We start from the raw sequence: 15,125 nt of genomic DNA, 5'->3' as shown, positions 1-15,125 counted from the left end.
TACGCGGAACTGCGTCGCGATTACGCGGCATCGAGCTTTTCGACGATGATATTGCCGTTGGTGTAGACGCAGATATCGCTGGCGATCTCCATCGCCCTGCGGGCGATTTCCTCGGCGCTCTTATCGGTATCCATCAGCGCGCGGGCCGCCGCGAAGGCGTAGTTGCCGCCCGAGCCGATGGCGATCGTGCCGTGTTCCGGCTCAAGCACATCGCCGTTACCGGTGATGGCGAGGGTAATGTTCTTGTCGGCCACCAGCATCATCGCTTCGAGATTGCGCAGATACTTGTTGGTGCGCCAGTCCTTGGCAAGCTCGACGGCGGCGCGCATCAACTGGTCCGGATACTGCTCGAGCTTGGATTCGAGCCGCTCCAGCAGCGTGAAGGCATCGGCCGTTGCACCGGCAAACCCGGCGATAACATCGCCCTTGCCGAGGCGGCGAACCTTGCGGGCATTGCCCTTCATCACGGTCTGGCCGAGGCTCACCTGGCCATCACCGGCCATCACCACTTGTCCGCCCTTGCGGACGGTAATAATCGTTGTCATGAAACCACCCTGCCCGGCTTGCGGGCTTTTCGAAGAGCCGTACATCGGCCCTGTTGAAACCTATGTAAGAGCGCTTTTGCCGATTGCAAATAGCCCACGCCGCGCTCCCATGCTCCGCCTCGATCCGGCACCATTTCGCGCTTGCGAGAATCATGGCGGCAGTTCTGGATATTTCGCCCACCGCCTGATAAGGAGCGGCTCTATTACATTCGGGAGAACCTGATGGCCGACAAGCAAGTGAGCCGCACCGGCAGCGTTTCGCGCAAGACCAACGAAACCTCGGTGACCGTGTCCGTCAATATCGATGGCACCGGAACGTCGCAGATTTCCACCGGCGTCGGCTTTTTCGACCATATGCTGGAGCAGCTTTCCCGTCATTCGCTGATCGACATGGATATCGTTGCCGAGGGCGACCGCCATGTCGACGACCACCACACCGTGGAAGACACCGGCATCGCCATCGGCCAGGCCCTTTCCAAGGCGCTTGGCGACCGCCGCGGCATCACCCGCTACGCTTCGCTCGATCTTGCCATGGACGAAACGATGACCCGTGCGGCCGTCGACGTCTCCGGCCGGCCGTTCCTCGTCTGGAACGTCGATTTCTCGGCGCCGAAGATCGGCACGTTCGATACCGAACTGGTGCGCGAATTCTTCCAGGCGCTGGCCCAGCACGGCGGCATCACGCTGCATGTGCAGAACATCTATGGCGCCAACAACCATCATATCTCCGAAACCTGCTTCAAGGCCGTTGCCCGCGTGCTTCGCACGGCAACAGAGATCGATCCGCGCCAGGCAGGCCGCGTTCCCTCGACCAAGGGTACGCTGGTCTGATCCGGCCCAGTTTGAAAGTTGGCTGATATGGCCTCCTATCTGGTTCTGACATCTCCCGGCGCACCGCGAACCGACGTGGACGCCCGGTTCATCGCCGACAAGTTTTCCTGGATTGCCTTCATCTTCCCGGCAATCTGGCTTCTGTTCCAGCGCCAATGGGTGGCAGGTATTGCTGTCGCCATCCTGCAGGGGCTGGTTGCCTTTGCGACCCCGGAGCCGAGCCTGGCCGGTTTCCTGATTGAGTTGGCCTTGCGCCTGCTGGTCGCGCTTGAAGGTCCGGCCTTTATTGCCCGCCGCCTGGAGGCTGCGGGCTGGACATTGCAATCGGTCATCACCGCCGATGACCTGCCGACCGCCGAAATGATCTACGACCACACAACGGCGGAAACCGCCGATGCCGCCGATACCTGGCAGCCGCCGGTCTTGCCGGCCGCTACGACGGTAGCCACCGGCGGCAATCGCGCTGCTGTCGGCCTTTTTGAGAATTATGGAGAACGCTGATGCGCGTTGCGATCATCGATTATGGATCCGGCAATCTGCGCTCGGCCACCAAAGCGTTCGAACGGGCTGCACGTGAAGCGGGCATCGACGCCACGATCGAGCTGACCGACAAGGCGGACCGGGTTGCCAGCGCCGACCGGATCGTTCTGCCCGGCGTTGGCGCCTATGCCGACTGCCGCCGCGGCCTTGATGCTGTCGACGGCATGCGCGAAGCACTGGCGCACGCCGTCGAGCAATCCGCCCGTCCGTTTCTCGGCATCTGCGTCGGCATGCAGCTGATGTCGGCGCGCGGCCTGGAAAAGACCACTACGCAGGGGCTTGGATGGATCAAGGGCGACGTCGTCGAAATCGTTCCCTCCGACCCATCACTGAAAATCCCGCAGATCGGCTGGAATACGCTGACACTCAGGAAGCCGCATGCGCTGTTTGACGGCATCACCACCGGCGAGGACGGATTGCACGCCTATTTCGTCCATTCCTACCATCTGGCCGTCGAAAACCCGGACGACCTGATCGCCACCACGGCCTATGGCGGCACGGTGACGGCGTTTGTTGCCCGGGACAACACGGCAGGCGCCCAGTTCCATCCGGAAAAGAGCCAGACGCTCGGCCTCGCCCTCATTTCGAATTTTCTGCGCTGGAAGCCCTGACATGATCCTTTTTCCCGCTATCGACCTTAAAGACGGCCAGTGCGTGCGCCTCAAGCTCGGCGACATGGAACAGGCGACCGTCTACAATCCCGACCCCGGCGCCCAGGCCAAGGCCTTCGAGGACCAGGGGTTCGAATGGCTCCACGTGGTCGATCTGAACGGCGCCTTTGCCGGTGAGACCGTCAACGGTGCTGCCGTCGATGCCATCCTGAAATCCACGAAGAACCCGGTGCAACTCGGTGGCGGCATTCGCACGCTCGACCATATCGAGAACTGGCTGTCGCGTGGCCTCGCGCGTGTCATTCTCGGCACCGTTGCCGTGCGCGATCCGGCGCTGGTGATCGAGGCCTGTAAAAAATTCCCCGGCAAGGTCGCCGTCGGTATCGATGCCAAGGGCGGCAAGGTGGCGGTCGAGGGTTGGGCAGAAGCCTCCGAACTCGGTGTCATCGAACTGGCGCAGAAATTCGAAGGGGCCGGTGTTTCAGCCATTATCTACACCGATATCGACCGTGACGGCATCCTGACAGGCATCAACTGGGAGTCGACGCTGGAACTGGCCGATGCCGTTTCCATCCCCGTCATCGCCTCGGGCGGCCTTGCCTCAATGGACGATATCCGCCGCATGGTTCAGCCGGATGCGGCAAAGCTCGAAGGCGCGATCTCCGGCCGGGCGCTCTATGATGGACGCATCGATCCGGCCGAAGCGCTGGCACTCATCCAGAGTGCGAAAGGAAAAGCGGCATGACCCTTAAAGCCCGTGTCATCCCCTGCCTCGACGTCAAGGACGGCCGTGTCGTCAAGGGTGTCAGCTTCCTTGACCTGATCGATGCCGGTGACCCCGTCGAATCGGCCAAGGCCTATGACGCTGCCGGTGCTGACGAACTCTGTTTCCTCGACATTACCGCCTCCTCCGATAATCGCGACACGATCTTCGATGTTGTGGCCCGCACCGCCGATCATTGCTTCATGCCACTGACCGTTGGTGGAGGGGTGCGCAGCGTCGCCGATATCCGCAAGCTTCTGCTGGCCGGAGCCGACAAAGTGTCGATCAACTCCGCTGCTGTCAGCAATCCGGATTTCGTCGCTGAAGCAGCCGACAAGTTCGGCAACCAATGCATCGTCGTCTCGATCGATTCCAAGAAAGTCTCGAAGCCTGGCGAGGAAGACCGCTGGGAGATCTTCACCCATGGTGGCCGCAATGCGACCGGCATCGACGCGGTGACGTTTGCGGAAAAGATGGTCAAGCTTGGCGCCGGTGAACTGCTTTTGACCTCGATGGACCGCGACGGCTCCAAGGCCGGTTACGATATCGCGCTAACCCGGACCATTGCTGACCGTGTGTCCGTGCCGGTCATCGCGTCCGGCGGCGTCGGCACGCTCGATCATATGGTCGAAGGCATTCGCGACGGCCATGCGACCGCGGTGCTGGCGGCGTCGATCTTCCATTTCGGCACCTATAGCATCGGCGAAACCAAGCGCTATATGGCAGAGCATGGCATTGCCATGCGGCTCGATTGAGCTTCAGGACAAAGACAGATGAGCAATTTCAGCCTTTCCGACCTTGAAGCGATCGTCGCCACGCGGGCAAAAGCGTCACCCGACGAATCCTGGACCGCCAAACTCGTTGCCCATGGGCAGGCGAAGGCCGCCAAGAAGCTTGGCGAGGAGGCCGTCGAAACCGTGATCGCGGCGATTTCCAATGACCGGACCAACCTGATCGCCGAAAGTGCCGATCTGGTCTATCATCTGATGGTCGTATTGAAAATTGCTGATATTCCGTTGCAGGATGTGATGGATGAACTCGAACGGCGCACCAGCCAGTCGGGCCTCCAGGAAAAGGCAAGCCGGTAGACGTCATGACCATCGCCGCAAAAGACATCGCGCCGGCCGATATTCCGGATCATTTCGACAACAAGGACTATTCGCCCTACCGGTTCTTTTCGGCTGAGGAATGGTCGCATTTCCGGGCAGACACGCCGCTGACCCTGTCGGCCGATGAAGTCCAGCGGCTGCGCTCGCTGAACGACCCGATCGATCTCAGCGAAGTCCGGCGCATCTACCTGTCGCTATCCCGTCTTCTGTCGACTCACGTGGAATCCTCGCAAAAGCTGTTTGCCCAGCGCCAGGCTTTCCTCAGCATGTCGAACGATGCCAAGACGCCGTTTGTGATCGGCATCGCCGGCTCCGTTGCCGTCGGCAAATCGACGACGGCGCGTATTCTGGCCGAGCTTCTGTCGCGCTGGCCATCGAGCCCGAAGGTCGATCTGGTGACGACGGACGGTTTTCTCTATCCCAACGCGACGCTGCTGCGGGAAAACATGATGGACCGCAAGGGCTTTCCGGAAAGCTACGATATCGGCGCGCTGCTGCGTTTCCTGTCGGCGATCAAGGCCGGGCAGCCGAATGTCCAGGCGCCAAGCTATTCCCATCTCAGCTATGACGTTCTGCCAGACCAGTTCCAGGTGGTGGACCGTCCCGACATCCTGATTTTTGAGGGCATCAATGTCCTGCAGTCACGCAATCTGCCCGCTGACGGCAAGATCGTGCCGATGGTGTCGGATTTCTTCGATTTCTCGATCTATATCGATGCGGAAGAGAGTCTGATCCACACCTGGTACGTCAACCGCTTCATGCGGCTGCGCCAGACCGCTTTCCGCAATCCGGATTCGTTCTTCAAGCGTTATGCGCAGGTGAGCGAAGAGGAAGCCCTGACGATCGCCGAGGGGCTTTGGCAGAACATCAACCTGAAGAACCTGCGCCAGAACATCCTGCCGACCCGGCCGCGTGCTGATCTTATTCTTCAAAAAGGCCCCAATCACCTGACCGAGACAGTGGCGTTGCGCAAACTCTGACGCTTACAGCGTGACGCGGCGGAGCGTCAGGTTGATGCGGCCGCCGTTTTTCAGCAATGTCGACGTGTTGGGGTAGATCTTGTCGACGCCGTGAAAGGCGAGACGCCCCTCGCCGCCCAACACGACGACATCGCCGCTCGACAGCTTGAACGACAGCGTTCCGCCGCTGCGCTCGGTGCCGCCGACGCGGAACAGGCAGCTGTCTCCCAGCGAAATCGACACGACCGGCGTTTCCAGATCCTTTTCGTCACGATCCTGATGCAGGCCCATGCGGGCATCATCGGCATAGAAATTGACGAGGCAGGCCTCCGGCTCCTTTGAGGTACCGGAAACCGCGCGCCAAATATCGAGTAGCACATCGGGCATTGCCGGCCATGGTTTGCCGGTGACCGGATGGTGCGGCTGATAGCGATAGCCGCGTTCCTTGTCCGTCACCCAGCCGAGCGAGCCGCAATTGGTCATGCGCACGGACATCGGCTTGCCGGTGCGGGGCATGGCCGGAACGAACAGCGGGGCTTCCGCCACGACGGTCCGGATGCTCTCGACCAGAGCTTCCTGTTTTTCCCGGTCGAGAAAATCCGGAATGTGCCGGACACCTTGGGGCAGCGCCTTCATCGGAAACCTATTCCAGCCCGAGCAAGGCAGCGGGAACGCCGTAACGCTGCTGCCAGTCGGCGTAACCGACGTCGGTCGGGCCGACCATATGGTCGATCAGGTTCCAGCGGCCGGCTTGAAAGCCCATCAACCCATAGACCGTCAGCCCGTCCATCATGTCGGTATCGCCGGCAAAACCGGTTTCCTCGGGATCGATCACGCCGCCGCCGGGGCGTTGTGGCTCGACCTGCACAAAGGCCCAGTTCGGCGTCACCCGGATGGTGGTGACCACGAATTCGACCGGGCCGCGCATCTCGGCCTCCACCGCCGGGCGCAGGGTATCCATAATGGCAGCCCGCTCCGCCGATCCCTTGGCGGGCTCGCGGAACGTCAAAGCCAGCGCAGGTCCGCTGAATATCGCTGCCGCAGCAGCCAGGAAAACCAGCAGAACCGCGCTGAGCCTTTTCATGAAGCTTAATCCAGCGCCGGAATACGCAGGACCTGGCCGGGATAGATCTTGTCCGGATGGGTCAGCATCGGCTTGTTGGCTTCGAAGATGACGGTATTCTTCACCCCCTTGCCCTTGCCGTACTGCGATTCGGCGATCTTCCAGAGGTTGTCGCCCTTCTTTACAGTGTAGAAGACCGGCTCCTTGGCCGCGACGGGCGCCGCAGCACCATCGGCGACCTTGAGCTCGGCGGCTTCCACCTTCGAGATGCCAAGCGTATTGCCAACGGCAACAACGGCCTTTTCAAAGGCGGACTGGTCCTTCACCACGCCGGTCAGCACGATCTTGTCGCCTTCGACCGCAACATCGACCTTATCGGTGCCGAGATCGTGGGAGGCCAGCTCCTTCTTCACCGCTTCGACATCCGGTGCGTCGTCATCGCCGCCGATGCCGAGCTTCTTGCCGGCATTCTTGATAAAGCTGAACAGACCCATGGCGCATCTCCTTTTGCGGGTTTCTTCAACCCTAACAGAGTGCAGTGATGGGAAAAAAACAAGGCCCGGATGAAAATTGCCGCGATCAATCGTTCTGCGGGCGGCCGCGCATCTTCTTGACTTCGCTCCGCCCGGTCTTTTCCTTCAGCCGCCGCTCGATCGAGCCCTTGGTCGGTTTGGTTTTCCGGCGCGGCGGCGGTGGCGGCTCGGCGGCCTTGAAAATCAGCTCCTTCAACCGTTCGCGCGCATCCTCGCGATTGCGCTCCTGGCTGCGGAAGCGGCTGGCCTCGATCATCAGCACGCCATCCTTGGAAACCTTGCGGCCCGCCAGTTTGATGGCGTTGTCGCGCACCCGCTCCGGCAAGGCCGGCGAAGCGGCGATGCCGTAGAACAGCTGAACTGCGGTCGAGACCTTGTTGACGTTCTGCCCACCAGGCCCCCCGGCCAGCACGAATTGCTCCGTCAGCTCCCAGCCGGCGATCACAATGCGGTCGTTGATGTAAAGCGGATCGCTGGCCATGTGGTTTTCATCCTTCCATCGCTCTATCTCACAGGAAACAGGCGTTGAAAACGCGCGAACCCACCGGCAACGCAAAAACCCGGCACTTTCGTGCCGGGTTTCACGTGAATCATCATCTGCAACCCTCTGTGAGGGTTGTTTTATTCCGCTGCGAGCTTCACGCCGGGAGCCGCGTCGCGGACGCTGCCGTCGACATGGTTTTCGAACTTGGCGAAGTTGGCAACGAACATATCAATCAGCTTGCGGGCCTGCGCGTCATAGGCAACGCCGTCACTCCAGGTGGAACGCGGATCAAGGATGCTGGTATCGACGCCCGGTACCGCAACCGGCACGGCAAAGCCGAAGTTGCTGTCGGTGCGGAATTCGGCCGAGGCCAGCGAACCATCAAGCGCTGCAGCGAGCAGCGCCCGCGTTGCCTTGATCGGCATGCGATGTCCCGTGCCATGGGCGCCACCAGTCCAGCCGGTGTTGACCAGCCAGCAATTGACACCATGTTCGGCGATCAAAGCCTTGAGCAGATTGCCGTATTCCGACGGATGACGCGGCATGAACGGCGCACCGAAGCAAGTGGAGAAGGTGGCTTCCGGCTCAGTCACGCCCTTTTCCGTACCAGCAACCTTTGCGGTGTAGCCGGACAGGAAGTGATACATGGCCTGGTCTGGCGTCAAACGGGCGATCGGCGGCATGACGCCGAAAGCATCGGCCGTCAGCATGATGATCGTGCCCGGATGCCCGGCTGTTCCCGACTTGCTGGCATTCGGGATGAAATCGAGCGGATAGGCGCAGCGGGTGTTTTCGGTCAGCGAACCATCGTTGAAGTCCGGCTTGCGGTTTTCATCGAGAATGACGTTTTCAAGCACTGTGCCGAAACGGCGGGTGGTCTCGAAGATTTCCGGTTCGGCTTCTGCCGACAGACGAATGGTCTTGGCGTAGCAGCCACCTTCGAAATTGAAGATGCCATCTTCGCCCCAGCCATGCTCGTCATCACCGATCAGCGTGCGCTTCGGATCGGCCGACAGCGTCGTCTTGCCCGTACCCGAAAGACCAAAGAATACGGCTGCGTCGCCGTCCGGACCGACATTGGCCGAGCAGTGCATCGGCATGACGCGCTTGGCCGGCAACAGGTAGTTGAGCATAGTGAAGACAGACTTCTTCATCTCACCGGCATAGGACGTGCCGCCGATCAGAATGATGCCCTTGGTGAAGTTGCAGGCAATCACGGTTTCGGTGCGGCAACCATGACGGGCAGGATTACCCTTGAAATCCGGCAGGTCGATGATCGTCAGCTTCGGCGCGAAGTTGGCGAGCGACGCCGTTTCCGGCCGGATCAGCAGGTTGCGGATGAACAGGGAGTGCCATGCAAATTCGGTGATGACGCGGGTCTGCAGGGCATTTTCCGCGTCGGCACCGCCGATCAGATCCTGCACATAGAGCGACTTGCCCTCGGCATGATCAAGCATGTCCTGGTGCAGGATGGCGAAATGCTCCGGCGACATTGCATTGTTGTTGTCCCACCAGATTTCGTCCGCGGTATTTTCGTCGCGAACGACGAACTTGTCCTTTGGCGAGCGGCCGGTGTGCTGGCCCGTCAGGGCGCGCACGGCCCCGTCTGCGGTCAGCTGCGCTTCGCTGCGGCGCAGGATTTCCTCGTAGAGTTCAGCGGTGCCAAAGTTGTACCGAACCGTGTCCAGGTTGTTGAAACCGATTGATTCCAGCCCAAGGGATGGGTTGCGAATGCCGAGCTCCTGCATGGTCCAGCTTTCCTCCGTGGTTTGCCGACAGAACGTTGAATGTTAGCGACCATAAAAGGACGGAGGCAAAAAGACAAGATTGCTGTCGTAAAAAATATAATGATTTCAGTATATTAATCGATTTAAAAGAAAATATCGCTTTTTTAATCGGTTGAATCGCGCGTTTTCAGACATCCTTTTTTTGCCGGAAACACCCTCTCGGCATCCGGCTCGTTGCTTTTGCATTTTACTTCGCCACAATTTGTTCCACCTTTATACTCATGAAACGCGTCTTGCCGCAGCAGAGCCCGGACAACCGGGCTGGCCTCGGAGGCGCAGCGAAATGGTGGAGCCCTATACGATGCAGACGATTGCACTTGTCGATGACGACCGGAATATCCTGACCTCGGTGTCGATTGCACTGGAGGCGGAAGGCTACAAGGTCGAAACCTATACCGACGGTGCCTCGGCGCTCGACGGTCTGCTTGCCCGGCCGCCGCAGCTCGCCATCTTCGATATCAAGATGCCGCGCATGGACGGCATGGAGCTTCTGCGCCGCCTGCGCCAGAAATCCGATATTCCGGTGATCTTCCTGACCTCCAAGGATGAGGAGATCGATGAGTTGTTCGGCCTGAAGATGGGCGCCGACGATTTCATCACCAAGCCATTCTCGCAGCGACTGCTGGTTGAACGCGTCAAGGCGATCCTGCGCCGCTCGGCCAACCGGGAAGCAGCGGCCGCCGCGAGCACTGGCAGCGGCGCGGCCAAGAGTGCAGCCGATATCCAGGCCCGCTCGCTGGAGCGCGGCCAGCTGTCGATGGACCAGGAGCGCCACACATGCACCTGGAAGAACGAACCCGTGACCCTGACGGTCACCGAGTTCCTGATCCTGCATTCGCTGGCGCAGCGCCCCGGCGTGGTGAAAAGCCGTGATTCCTTGATGGACGCTGCCTATGATGAGCAGGTCTATGTCGATGACCGCACCATCGACAGCCACATCAAGCGGCTGCGCAAGAAGTTCAAGATGGTCGACAACGACTTCGACATGATCGAAACGCTCTACGGCGTCGGTTACCGCTTCCGCGAATCCGCCTGAAGCCCAGCCTTGTCTCCTGACCACGCCGGGCATCTACCCTGATGTGCATGTCTGGCGTGGCCAAGGACGGAGCTGTATGATACGGCTCCGCGCCAACGTGAGATACAAGAGCGTAATCTCCATTCCGCCCCCGGGCGGACGGCAGTAACCTGCCATTGACATACAGGGGCCGCGAAAGCGGGAGTTGAAGGCTTGGTCGAAGTCTTGCGAAACATCGATATGGATGACAGCGAAACACGGGCGGCAGCGGGCCGCAAGTGGGCGCATCCCTTCACGCTGATTCGCCGCATCTTCGGCAACGCCGTCTTTTCCAGCCTGACGCGCCGCATCCTGTTCTTCAATCTCGTCGCACTGGTCGTGCTTGTCGGCGGCATCATGTACCTGAACCAGTTCCGCGAGGGGCTGATCGATGCACGCGTCGAAAGTCTTTTGACACAAGGAGAAATCATCGCCGGCGCCATTGCGGCGTCTGCTTCCGTCGATACCAACTCGATCACCATCGATCCTGAAAAACTCCTGGAACTGCAGGCCGGCCAAAGCATCACGCCGCTGCCCAGCGACGAGGATCTCGAATTCCCGATCAATCAGGAACGTGTGGCACCGGTGCTGCGGCGGCTGATCTCGCCGACCCGCACCCGCGCCCGTCTGTTCGATGCCGACGCCGACCTGCTGCTGGATTCCCGCCATCTCTATACCGGTGGCCAGGTGCTGCGTTTCGACCTGCCACCGATCGAGCCGGAAGCCGCGACATGGTCCGAACGGTTCAACTCCTGGTTCAACCGCGTGCTGCAACCGGGTAATCTGCCGCTTTACAAGGAACCTCCGGGCGGGAACGGCGCGATCTATCCCGAAGTCATGAATGCGTTGACCGGTGTTCGTGGCGCTGTTGTGCGCGTCACCGAAAAGGGCGAGTTGATCGTCTCTGTTGCCGTGCCTGTTCAGCGCTTCCGTGCGGTTCTCGGTGTATTGCTTTTGTCAACGCAGGCCGGTGATATCGACAAGATCGTTCACGCCGAGCGGCTGGCGATCATTCGCGTCTTCGGCGTCGCCGCCCTCGTCAACGTCATCCTGTCGCTGCTCTTGTCGAGCACCATTGCCAACCCCTTGCGCCGGCTGTCGGCAGCTGCCATCCGCGTGCGGCGCGGCGGCGCCAAGGAGCGTGAGGAAATCCCGGATTTCTCCTCCCGCCAGGACGAAATCGGCAACCTGTCGGTTGCGCTGCGCGAAATGACGACGGCGCTCTACGATCGTATCGCCGCGATCGAGAACTTTGCCGCCGATGTCAGCCACGAACTGAAGAACCCGCTGACTTCGCTACGCAGCGCCGTCGAGACGCTGCCGCTCGCCCGCACCGACGATTCCAAGAAGCGGCTGATGGACGTCATCCAGCACGACGTGCGCCGCCTCGACCGGCTGATCAGCGATATTTCCGATGCCTCGAGGCTCGATGCCGAGCTTGCCCGCAGCGACGCAAAAGCCGTTGATCTGGAAAAGCTGCTCGGTGGCCTTGTCGATATCTCCCGGCAGATCCGCAGCGGCAAGAAGGCCGTCGAACTAAGCTTCGTCGTCGAGCGCAAGGACAATCCGAAGGCGCGCTTCGATGTGGGCGGCTACGAGTTGCGCATTGGGCAGATCATCACCAACCTGATCGAGAATGCCCGGTCATTCGTTCCGGACCAGGGTGGACGCATCGTCCTGCGCCTGACCCGGACCCGCAGCCGTTGCATCATCTATGTCGAGGATAACGGCCCGGGCATCCAGGCCGAAGACATCGACCGGATTTTCGAACGCTTCTACACGGACCGTCCCGACGGCGAGGATTTTGGCCAGAATTCGGGCCTTGGTCTTTCCATCTCCCGCCAGATCGCCGAAGCCCATGGCGGCTCGCTGAAGGCCGAGAACATGATGGATGCGAGCGGCAAGATTACCGGCGCCCGTTTCATTCTTTCGCTTCCGATCGAAAGTCACGCATGACCCACCCGGCGGTCAATGTTCACGCGACCGCCGTGGTGCTTGGAACCCAGGGTTTTTTGTTTGTTGGCCCGTCCGGCGCAGGCAAGTCAATGCTGGCGCTCTCTTGCCTGTCGGCGGCAAGGAATTGCGGGCTGTTTGCGGCGCTCGTCTCGGATGATCAGGTGCTGATCTCAGTGCATGACGGGCACATTATCGCCCGCCGGCCCGCCGCGATTGCAGGCCTTGCCGAAGTCCGCGGTGCAGGGATCTTTGCCGTCGAGACGATACCGGCCGCCGCAATCGATTTTGCCATTCTGCCGGTCAAATCGCCGTTTGAGCCGCGTTTACCCCCGGAAAACGAGAGGTTTTCTTTGCCGTCCGGTGATTTTTTACCCTTGTACCGCCTTCCCATGGCCGAAGGCTTGAATTCCTTTGAAATTCTGCGGCTTATTTTACCTCAAAATGCCAATTTTCAAGGACTTTGATGCCTTTTAAAGCAGCATTTGCGGATTTTTAACTTGCCATTCGGCTTTTCCTTGCCAAGATGGCCGCCCTAAGGTGGACGAAATTGCTGCATTGCGATATCTGACCCTCCTTATAGATTTGCAGATGCAGTTGGAGCGAAGACACCATGATCGGACTTGTGCTTGTCACACACGGCAAGCTGGCTGAAGAGTTTCGTCATGCGCTGGAGCATGTCGTTGGTCCGCAAAAGTCAATCGAGACTGTCTGCATCGGCCCCGAGGATGACATGGATCAGCGCCGGCAGGATATCCTGCACGCTGTTCTTGCTGCCGATGAAGGCAATGGCGTTATTATCCTTACAGACATGTTTGGCGGCACGCCGTCCAACCTGGCAATCTCGGTCATGCAGAGTGGCACCGTTGAAGTGATTGCCGGTGTCAACCTTCCCATGCTGATCAAACTGGCCGGAGTCCGAGGCGAGAGCGATATGGACAAGGCACTCGTCGAAGCGTCCGAAGCAGGCAGGAAATACATCAATGTCGCAAGCCGTGTCCTCAGTGGAAAATAACGGGACTCCGGTCATGACCCTCTCCCGCGACCTCCTGATCGTCAATAAGCGCGGACTGCATGCCCGCGCGTCTGCCAAGTTCGTACAGACGGTCGAAGGCTACGATGCCGAAATCCACGTCTCGAAGGACGGTATGACTGTCGGCGGCACTTCGATCATGGGCCTGATGATGCTGGCTGCCAGCACCGGCTGTTCGGTTTCCGTCACCTCCAGCGGCCGTCAGGCACAGGAGGCTCTCGATGCTCTCGACGCACTGGTTGCCGACAAGTTCGGCGAAGAAATCTAGGCTCGGGCGGAAACACATAAAGACATAAAGACTTCTTTATGTCCTGTTGCTCCTGTTCACTTTTCCTGATAATTGAGGAACAAACCTCCTGCAGACTGCGGGAAGTGCCGAATTATAGTGCGCCCTGCCCGGCCCTGCCAAAACGTCAGGACTTCGTGCATGGCACCAGCCCGGAGACTCTCATGAGCACGAAAAACGACTATGTTGTTGCGGATATCGGCCTTGCCGATTTCGGCCGCAAGGAAATCATCATTGCCGAAACGGAAATGCCGGGCCTGATGGCCTGCCGCGAGGAATTCGGCGCGTCCAAGCCGCTGAAGGGCGCCCGCATCACCGGTTCGCTGCACATGACCATCCAGACGGCTGTCCTGATCGAGACGCTGGTCGCGCTCGGTGCGGAAGTTCGCTGGGCCTCCTGCAACATCTTCTCGACGCAGGACCATGCTGCCGCCGCGATCGCGGCATCTGGCGTCCCGGTCTTCGCCATCAAGGGTGAAAGCCTGGAAGACTACTGGACCTACACGGACCAGATCTTCCAGTGGGCCGACGGCGGCGTTTCCAACATGATCCTCGATGACGGCGGCGACGCCACCATGTACATCCTGCTCGGTGCCCGCGCCGAAGCCGGTGAGGACGTTCTCTCGAAGCCGGAGTCGGAAGAAGAAGAAATCCTCGTTGCCCAGATCAAGAAGCGCCTGGCCGCTTCGCCGGGCTGGTTTACCAAACAGCGCGATGCCATCCAGGGCGTGACCGAAGAAACCACAACGGGCGTCAACCGTCTCTACCAGCTGCATGCCAAGGGCCTGCTGCCCTTCCCCGCGATCAACGTTAACGATTCGGTTACCAAGTCGAAGTTCGACAACAAGTATGGCTGCAAGGAATCGCTGGTCGACGGCATCCGCCGCGGCACCGACGTCATGATGGCCGGCAAGGTTGCAGTCGTTTGCGGTTACGGCGACGTCGGCAAGGGCTCTGCTGCTTCGCTGCTTGGCGCTGGCGCCCGCGTCAAGGTCACGGAAGTTGACCCGATCTGCGCCCTGCAGGCCGCCATGGACGGTTTTGAAGTCGTTCAGTTGGAAGACGTTGTGTCTTCGGCCGATATCTTCATCACGACGACCGGCAACAAGGACGTCATCCGCATGGACCACATGCGCGAGATGAAGGACATGGCGATCGTTGGAAACATTGGCCATTTCGACAACGAAATCCAGGTTTCCGCACTGCGCAACCTGAAATGGACCAACATCAAGCCGCAGGTTGACCTCATCGAGTTCCCCAAGGGCAACCGCATGATCCTTCTGTCGGAAGGCCGCCTGCTCAACCTCGGTAATGCCACCGGCCACCCGTCCTTCGTCATGTCGGCTTCGTTCACCAACCAGACGCTGGCCCAGATCGAACTGTTCACCAAGGGTGATCAGTACGAAAAGGGCGTTCATATCCTGCCGAAGCACCTCGACGAGAAGGTCGCACGCCTTCACCTCGCCAAGCTCGGCGCCAAGCTGACCGAGCTTTCGGAAGAACAGGCCGGCTATATCGGTGTTAAGCCGCAAGGCCCGTTCAAGGCTGAACACTACCGCTACTAGTCCTTACCC

19 protein-coding genes are annotated in these 15,125 nt (G+C 59.9%); 13 read left to right on the top strand and 6 right to left on the bottom strand.

What is annotated here, in order from left to right:
• Positions 1 to 20: 20 nt before the first annotated feature.
• Positions 21 to 545 carry an ATP-dependent protease subunit HslV gene (gene hslV / locus ASD36_RS27195; protein WP_060502826.1) on the bottom strand — a complete coding sequence of 175 codons (525 nt, stop codon included), beginning with the start codon at positions 543 to 545 and terminating at the stop codon, positions 21 to 23.
• A 222-nt stretch (positions 546 to 767) separates the two neighbouring features.
• Here hslV and hisB point away from each other — a divergent pair, with 222 nt between their 5' ends.
• From hisB to coaA, 7 genes are read left to right on the top strand one after another with little or no spacing between them, the layout of a single operon-like run.
• Positions 768 to 1,376 carry an imidazoleglycerol-phosphate dehydratase HisB gene (gene hisB / locus ASD36_RS27190; protein WP_060502464.1) on the top strand — a complete coding sequence of 203 codons (609 nt, stop codon included), beginning with the start codon at positions 768 to 770 and terminating at the stop codon, positions 1,374 to 1,376.
• Between the two features lie 27 nt (positions 1,377 to 1,403).
• Entirely contained in the window at positions 1,404 to 1,877 is a 474-nt protein-coding gene (locus ASD36_RS27185; protein ID WP_060502465.1) for a DUF2628 domain-containing protein, read from the top strand.
• On the top strand, positions 1,877 to 2,527 hold the full coding sequence (gene hisH / locus ASD36_RS27180; RefSeq protein ID WP_060502466.1) for an imidazole glycerol phosphate synthase subunit HisH: 651 nt from the start codon (positions 1,877 to 1,879) through the stop codon (positions 2,525 to 2,527). The genes ASD36_RS27185 and hisH overlap by 1 nt, the downstream gene beginning before the upstream one ends.
• Position 2,528: 1 nt before the next feature.
• The gene (hisA, locus tag ASD36_RS27175; RefSeq protein WP_060502467.1) at positions 2,529 to 3,272 is read left to right on the top strand and encodes a 1-(5-phosphoribosyl)-5-[(5-phosphoribosylamino)methylideneamino]imidazole-4-carboxamide isomerase; all 744 of its coding nucleotides are present in this window, start codon (positions 2,529 to 2,531) and stop codon (positions 3,270 to 3,272) included.
• Positions 3,269 to 4,045, top strand: coding sequence for an imidazole glycerol phosphate synthase subunit HisF (gene hisF, locus ASD36_RS27170; RefSeq protein WP_060502468.1), 777 nt, complete (start codon positions 3,269 to 3,271; stop codon positions 4,043 to 4,045). The genes hisA and hisF overlap by 4 nt, the downstream gene beginning before the upstream one ends.
• Positions 4,046 to 4,063: 18 nt before the next feature.
• On the top strand, positions 4,064 to 4,378 hold the full coding sequence (locus tag ASD36_RS27165) for a phosphoribosyl-ATP diphosphatase (RefSeq protein ID WP_037096695.1): 315 nt from the start codon (positions 4,064 to 4,066) through the stop codon (positions 4,376 to 4,378).
• A 5-nt stretch (positions 4,379 to 4,383) separates the two neighbouring features.
• The gene (gene coaA / locus ASD36_RS27160) at positions 4,384 to 5,379 is read left to right on the top strand and encodes a type I pantothenate kinase (protein WP_060502469.1); all 996 of its coding nucleotides are present in this window, start codon (positions 4,384 to 4,386) and stop codon (positions 5,377 to 5,379) included.
• Between the two features lie 3 nt (positions 5,380 to 5,382).
• Here coaA and ASD36_RS27155 read toward each other — a convergent pair whose 3' ends face one another.
• From ASD36_RS27155 to ASD36_RS27135, 5 genes are all read right to left on the bottom strand, one after another.
• Positions 5,383 to 5,994: an alpha-ketoglutarate-dependent dioxygenase AlkB gene (locus tag ASD36_RS27155; RefSeq protein WP_060502470.1), complete on the bottom strand. Its 612-nt coding sequence runs from the start codon at positions 5,992 to 5,994 to the stop codon at positions 5,383 to 5,385.
• A 7-nt stretch (positions 5,995 to 6,001) separates the two neighbouring features.
• The gene (locus ASD36_RS27150; RefSeq protein ID WP_060502471.1) at positions 6,002 to 6,442 is read right to left on the bottom strand and encodes a hypothetical protein; all 441 of its coding nucleotides are present in this window, start codon (positions 6,440 to 6,442) and stop codon (positions 6,002 to 6,004) included.
• Between the two features lie 5 nt (positions 6,443 to 6,447).
• Positions 6,448 to 6,915, bottom strand: coding sequence for a peptidoglycan-binding protein LysM (lysM, locus tag ASD36_RS27145; protein ID WP_060502472.1), 468 nt, complete (start codon positions 6,913 to 6,915; stop codon positions 6,448 to 6,450).
• 85 nt (positions 6,916 to 7,000) lie between these two features.
• Positions 7,001 to 7,435: an alternative ribosome rescue aminoacyl-tRNA hydrolase ArfB gene (gene arfB / locus ASD36_RS27140; RefSeq protein ID WP_060502473.1), complete on the bottom strand. Its 435-nt coding sequence runs from the start codon at positions 7,433 to 7,435 to the stop codon at positions 7,001 to 7,003.
• Positions 7,436 to 7,575: 140 nt separating this feature from the next.
• The gene (locus ASD36_RS27135) at positions 7,576 to 9,186 is read right to left on the bottom strand and encodes a phosphoenolpyruvate carboxykinase (RefSeq protein ID WP_060502474.1); all 1,611 of its coding nucleotides are present in this window, start codon (positions 9,184 to 9,186) and stop codon (positions 7,576 to 7,578) included.
• Between the two features lie 340 nt (positions 9,187 to 9,526).
• On the opposite strand from ASD36_RS27135, the gene ASD36_RS27130 reads away from it, so the two are divergent.
• The 6 genes from ASD36_RS27130 to ahcY all read left to right on the top strand — a co-directional run bounded on the left by ASD36_RS27130 (position 9,527) and on the right by ahcY (position 15,116).
• Positions 9,527 to 10,261 (top strand): response regulator transcription factor, encoded by a 735-nt coding sequence (locus tag ASD36_RS27130; RefSeq protein WP_037097523.1) that lies wholly within the window; start codon positions 9,527 to 9,529, stop codon positions 10,259 to 10,261.
• A gap of 219 nt (positions 10,262 to 10,480) precedes the next feature.
• Positions 10,481 to 12,235: a sensor histidine kinase gene (locus tag ASD36_RS27125; RefSeq protein ID WP_244481962.1), complete on the top strand. Its 1,755-nt coding sequence runs from the start codon at positions 10,481 to 10,483 to the stop codon at positions 12,233 to 12,235.
• Positions 12,232 to 12,699, top strand: a complete 468-nt coding sequence (locus tag ASD36_RS27120; protein WP_060502476.1) for a serine kinase — start codon at positions 12,232 to 12,234, stop codon at positions 12,697 to 12,699. Before ASD36_RS27125 ends, ASD36_RS27120 begins: the two co-directional genes overlap by 4 nt.
• 146 nt (positions 12,700 to 12,845) lie before the next feature.
• Positions 12,846 to 13,247 (top strand): PTS sugar transporter subunit IIA, encoded by a 402-nt coding sequence (locus ASD36_RS27115; protein ID WP_037096714.1) that lies wholly within the window; start codon positions 12,846 to 12,848, stop codon positions 13,245 to 13,247.
• A 13-nt stretch (positions 13,248 to 13,260) separates the two neighbouring features.
• A complete protein-coding gene (locus ASD36_RS27110) occupies positions 13,261 to 13,533 on the top strand; it encodes an HPr family phosphocarrier protein (RefSeq protein ID WP_037096716.1) in 273 nt (90 codons plus the stop codon).
• 182 nt (positions 13,534 to 13,715) lie between these two features.
• Positions 13,716 to 15,116, top strand: a complete 1,401-nt coding sequence (gene ahcY, locus ASD36_RS27105; RefSeq protein ID WP_060502477.1) for an adenosylhomocysteinase — start codon at positions 13,716 to 13,718, stop codon at positions 15,114 to 15,116.
• Positions 15,117 to 15,125 lie beyond the last annotated feature (9 nt).

The sequence above is a fragment of the Rhizobium sp. Root1334 genome (assembly GCF_001426665.1).
Classification (GTDB): Bacteria; Pseudomonadota; Alphaproteobacteria; order Rhizobiales; family Rhizobiaceae; genus Pararhizobium.
The sequence above is the reverse complement of the archived record's forward strand: the minus strand, read 5'-3'. Positions and strand labels throughout refer to the sequence as shown.

Coding starts and splice junctions, on each gene's coding strand:
- coaA (WP_060502469.1), top strand. CDS start 4,384: ATGACCATCGCCGCAAAAGACATCGCGCCGGCCGATATTCCGGATCAT.
- hisB (WP_060502464.1), top strand. CDS start 768: ATGGCCGACAAGCAAGTGAGCCGCACCGGCAGCGTTTCGCGCAAGACC.
- ASD36_RS27115 (WP_037096714.1), top strand. CDS start 12,846: ATGATCGGACTTGTGCTTGTCACACACGGCAAGCTGGCTGAAGAGTTT.
- ASD36_RS27155 (WP_060502470.1), bottom strand. CDS start 5,994: ATGAAGGCGCTGCCCCAAGGTGTCCGGCACATTCCGGATTTTCTCGAC.
- hslV (WP_060502826.1), bottom strand. CDS start 545: ATGACAACGATTATTACCGTCCGCAAGGGCGGACAAGTGGTGATGGCC.
- hisF (WP_060502468.1), top strand. CDS start 3,269: ATGACCCTTAAAGCCCGTGTCATCCCCTGCCTCGACGTCAAGGACGGC.
- ASD36_RS27120 (WP_060502476.1), top strand. CDS start 12,232: ATGACCCACCCGGCGGTCAATGTTCACGCGACCGCCGTGGTGCTTGGA.
- ahcY (WP_060502477.1), top strand. CDS start 13,716: ATGAGCACGAAAAACGACTATGTTGTTGCGGATATCGGCCTTGCCGAT.
- ASD36_RS27130 (WP_037097523.1), top strand. CDS start 9,527: ATGCAGACGATTGCACTTGTCGATGACGACCGGAATATCCTGACCTCG.
- ASD36_RS27135 (WP_060502474.1), bottom strand. CDS start 9,186: ATGCAGGAGCTCGGCATTCGCAACCCATCCCTTGGGCTGGAATCAATC.
- ASD36_RS27125 (WP_244481962.1), top strand. CDS start 10,481: ATGGATGACAGCGAAACACGGGCGGCAGCGGGCCGCAAGTGGGCGCAT.
- hisA (WP_060502467.1), top strand. CDS start 2,529: ATGATCCTTTTTCCCGCTATCGACCTTAAAGACGGCCAGTGCGTGCGC.
- hisH (WP_060502466.1), top strand. CDS start 1,877: ATGCGCGTTGCGATCATCGATTATGGATCCGGCAATCTGCGCTCGGCC.
- ASD36_RS27165 (WP_037096695.1), top strand. CDS start 4,064: ATGAGCAATTTCAGCCTTTCCGACCTTGAAGCGATCGTCGCCACGCGG.
- arfB (WP_060502473.1), bottom strand. CDS start 7,435: ATGGCCAGCGATCCGCTTTACATCAACGACCGCATTGTGATCGCCGGC.
- lysM (WP_060502472.1), bottom strand. CDS start 6,915: ATGGGTCTGTTCAGCTTTATCAAGAATGCCGGCAAGAAGCTCGGCATC.
- ASD36_RS27150 (WP_060502471.1), bottom strand. CDS start 6,442: ATGAAAAGGCTCAGCGCGGTTCTGCTGGTTTTCCTGGCTGCTGCGGCA.
- ASD36_RS27110 (WP_037096716.1), top strand. CDS start 13,261: ATGACCCTCTCCCGCGACCTCCTGATCGTCAATAAGCGCGGACTGCAT.
- ASD36_RS27185 (WP_060502465.1), top strand. CDS start 1,404: ATGGCCTCCTATCTGGTTCTGACATCTCCCGGCGCACCGCGAACCGAC.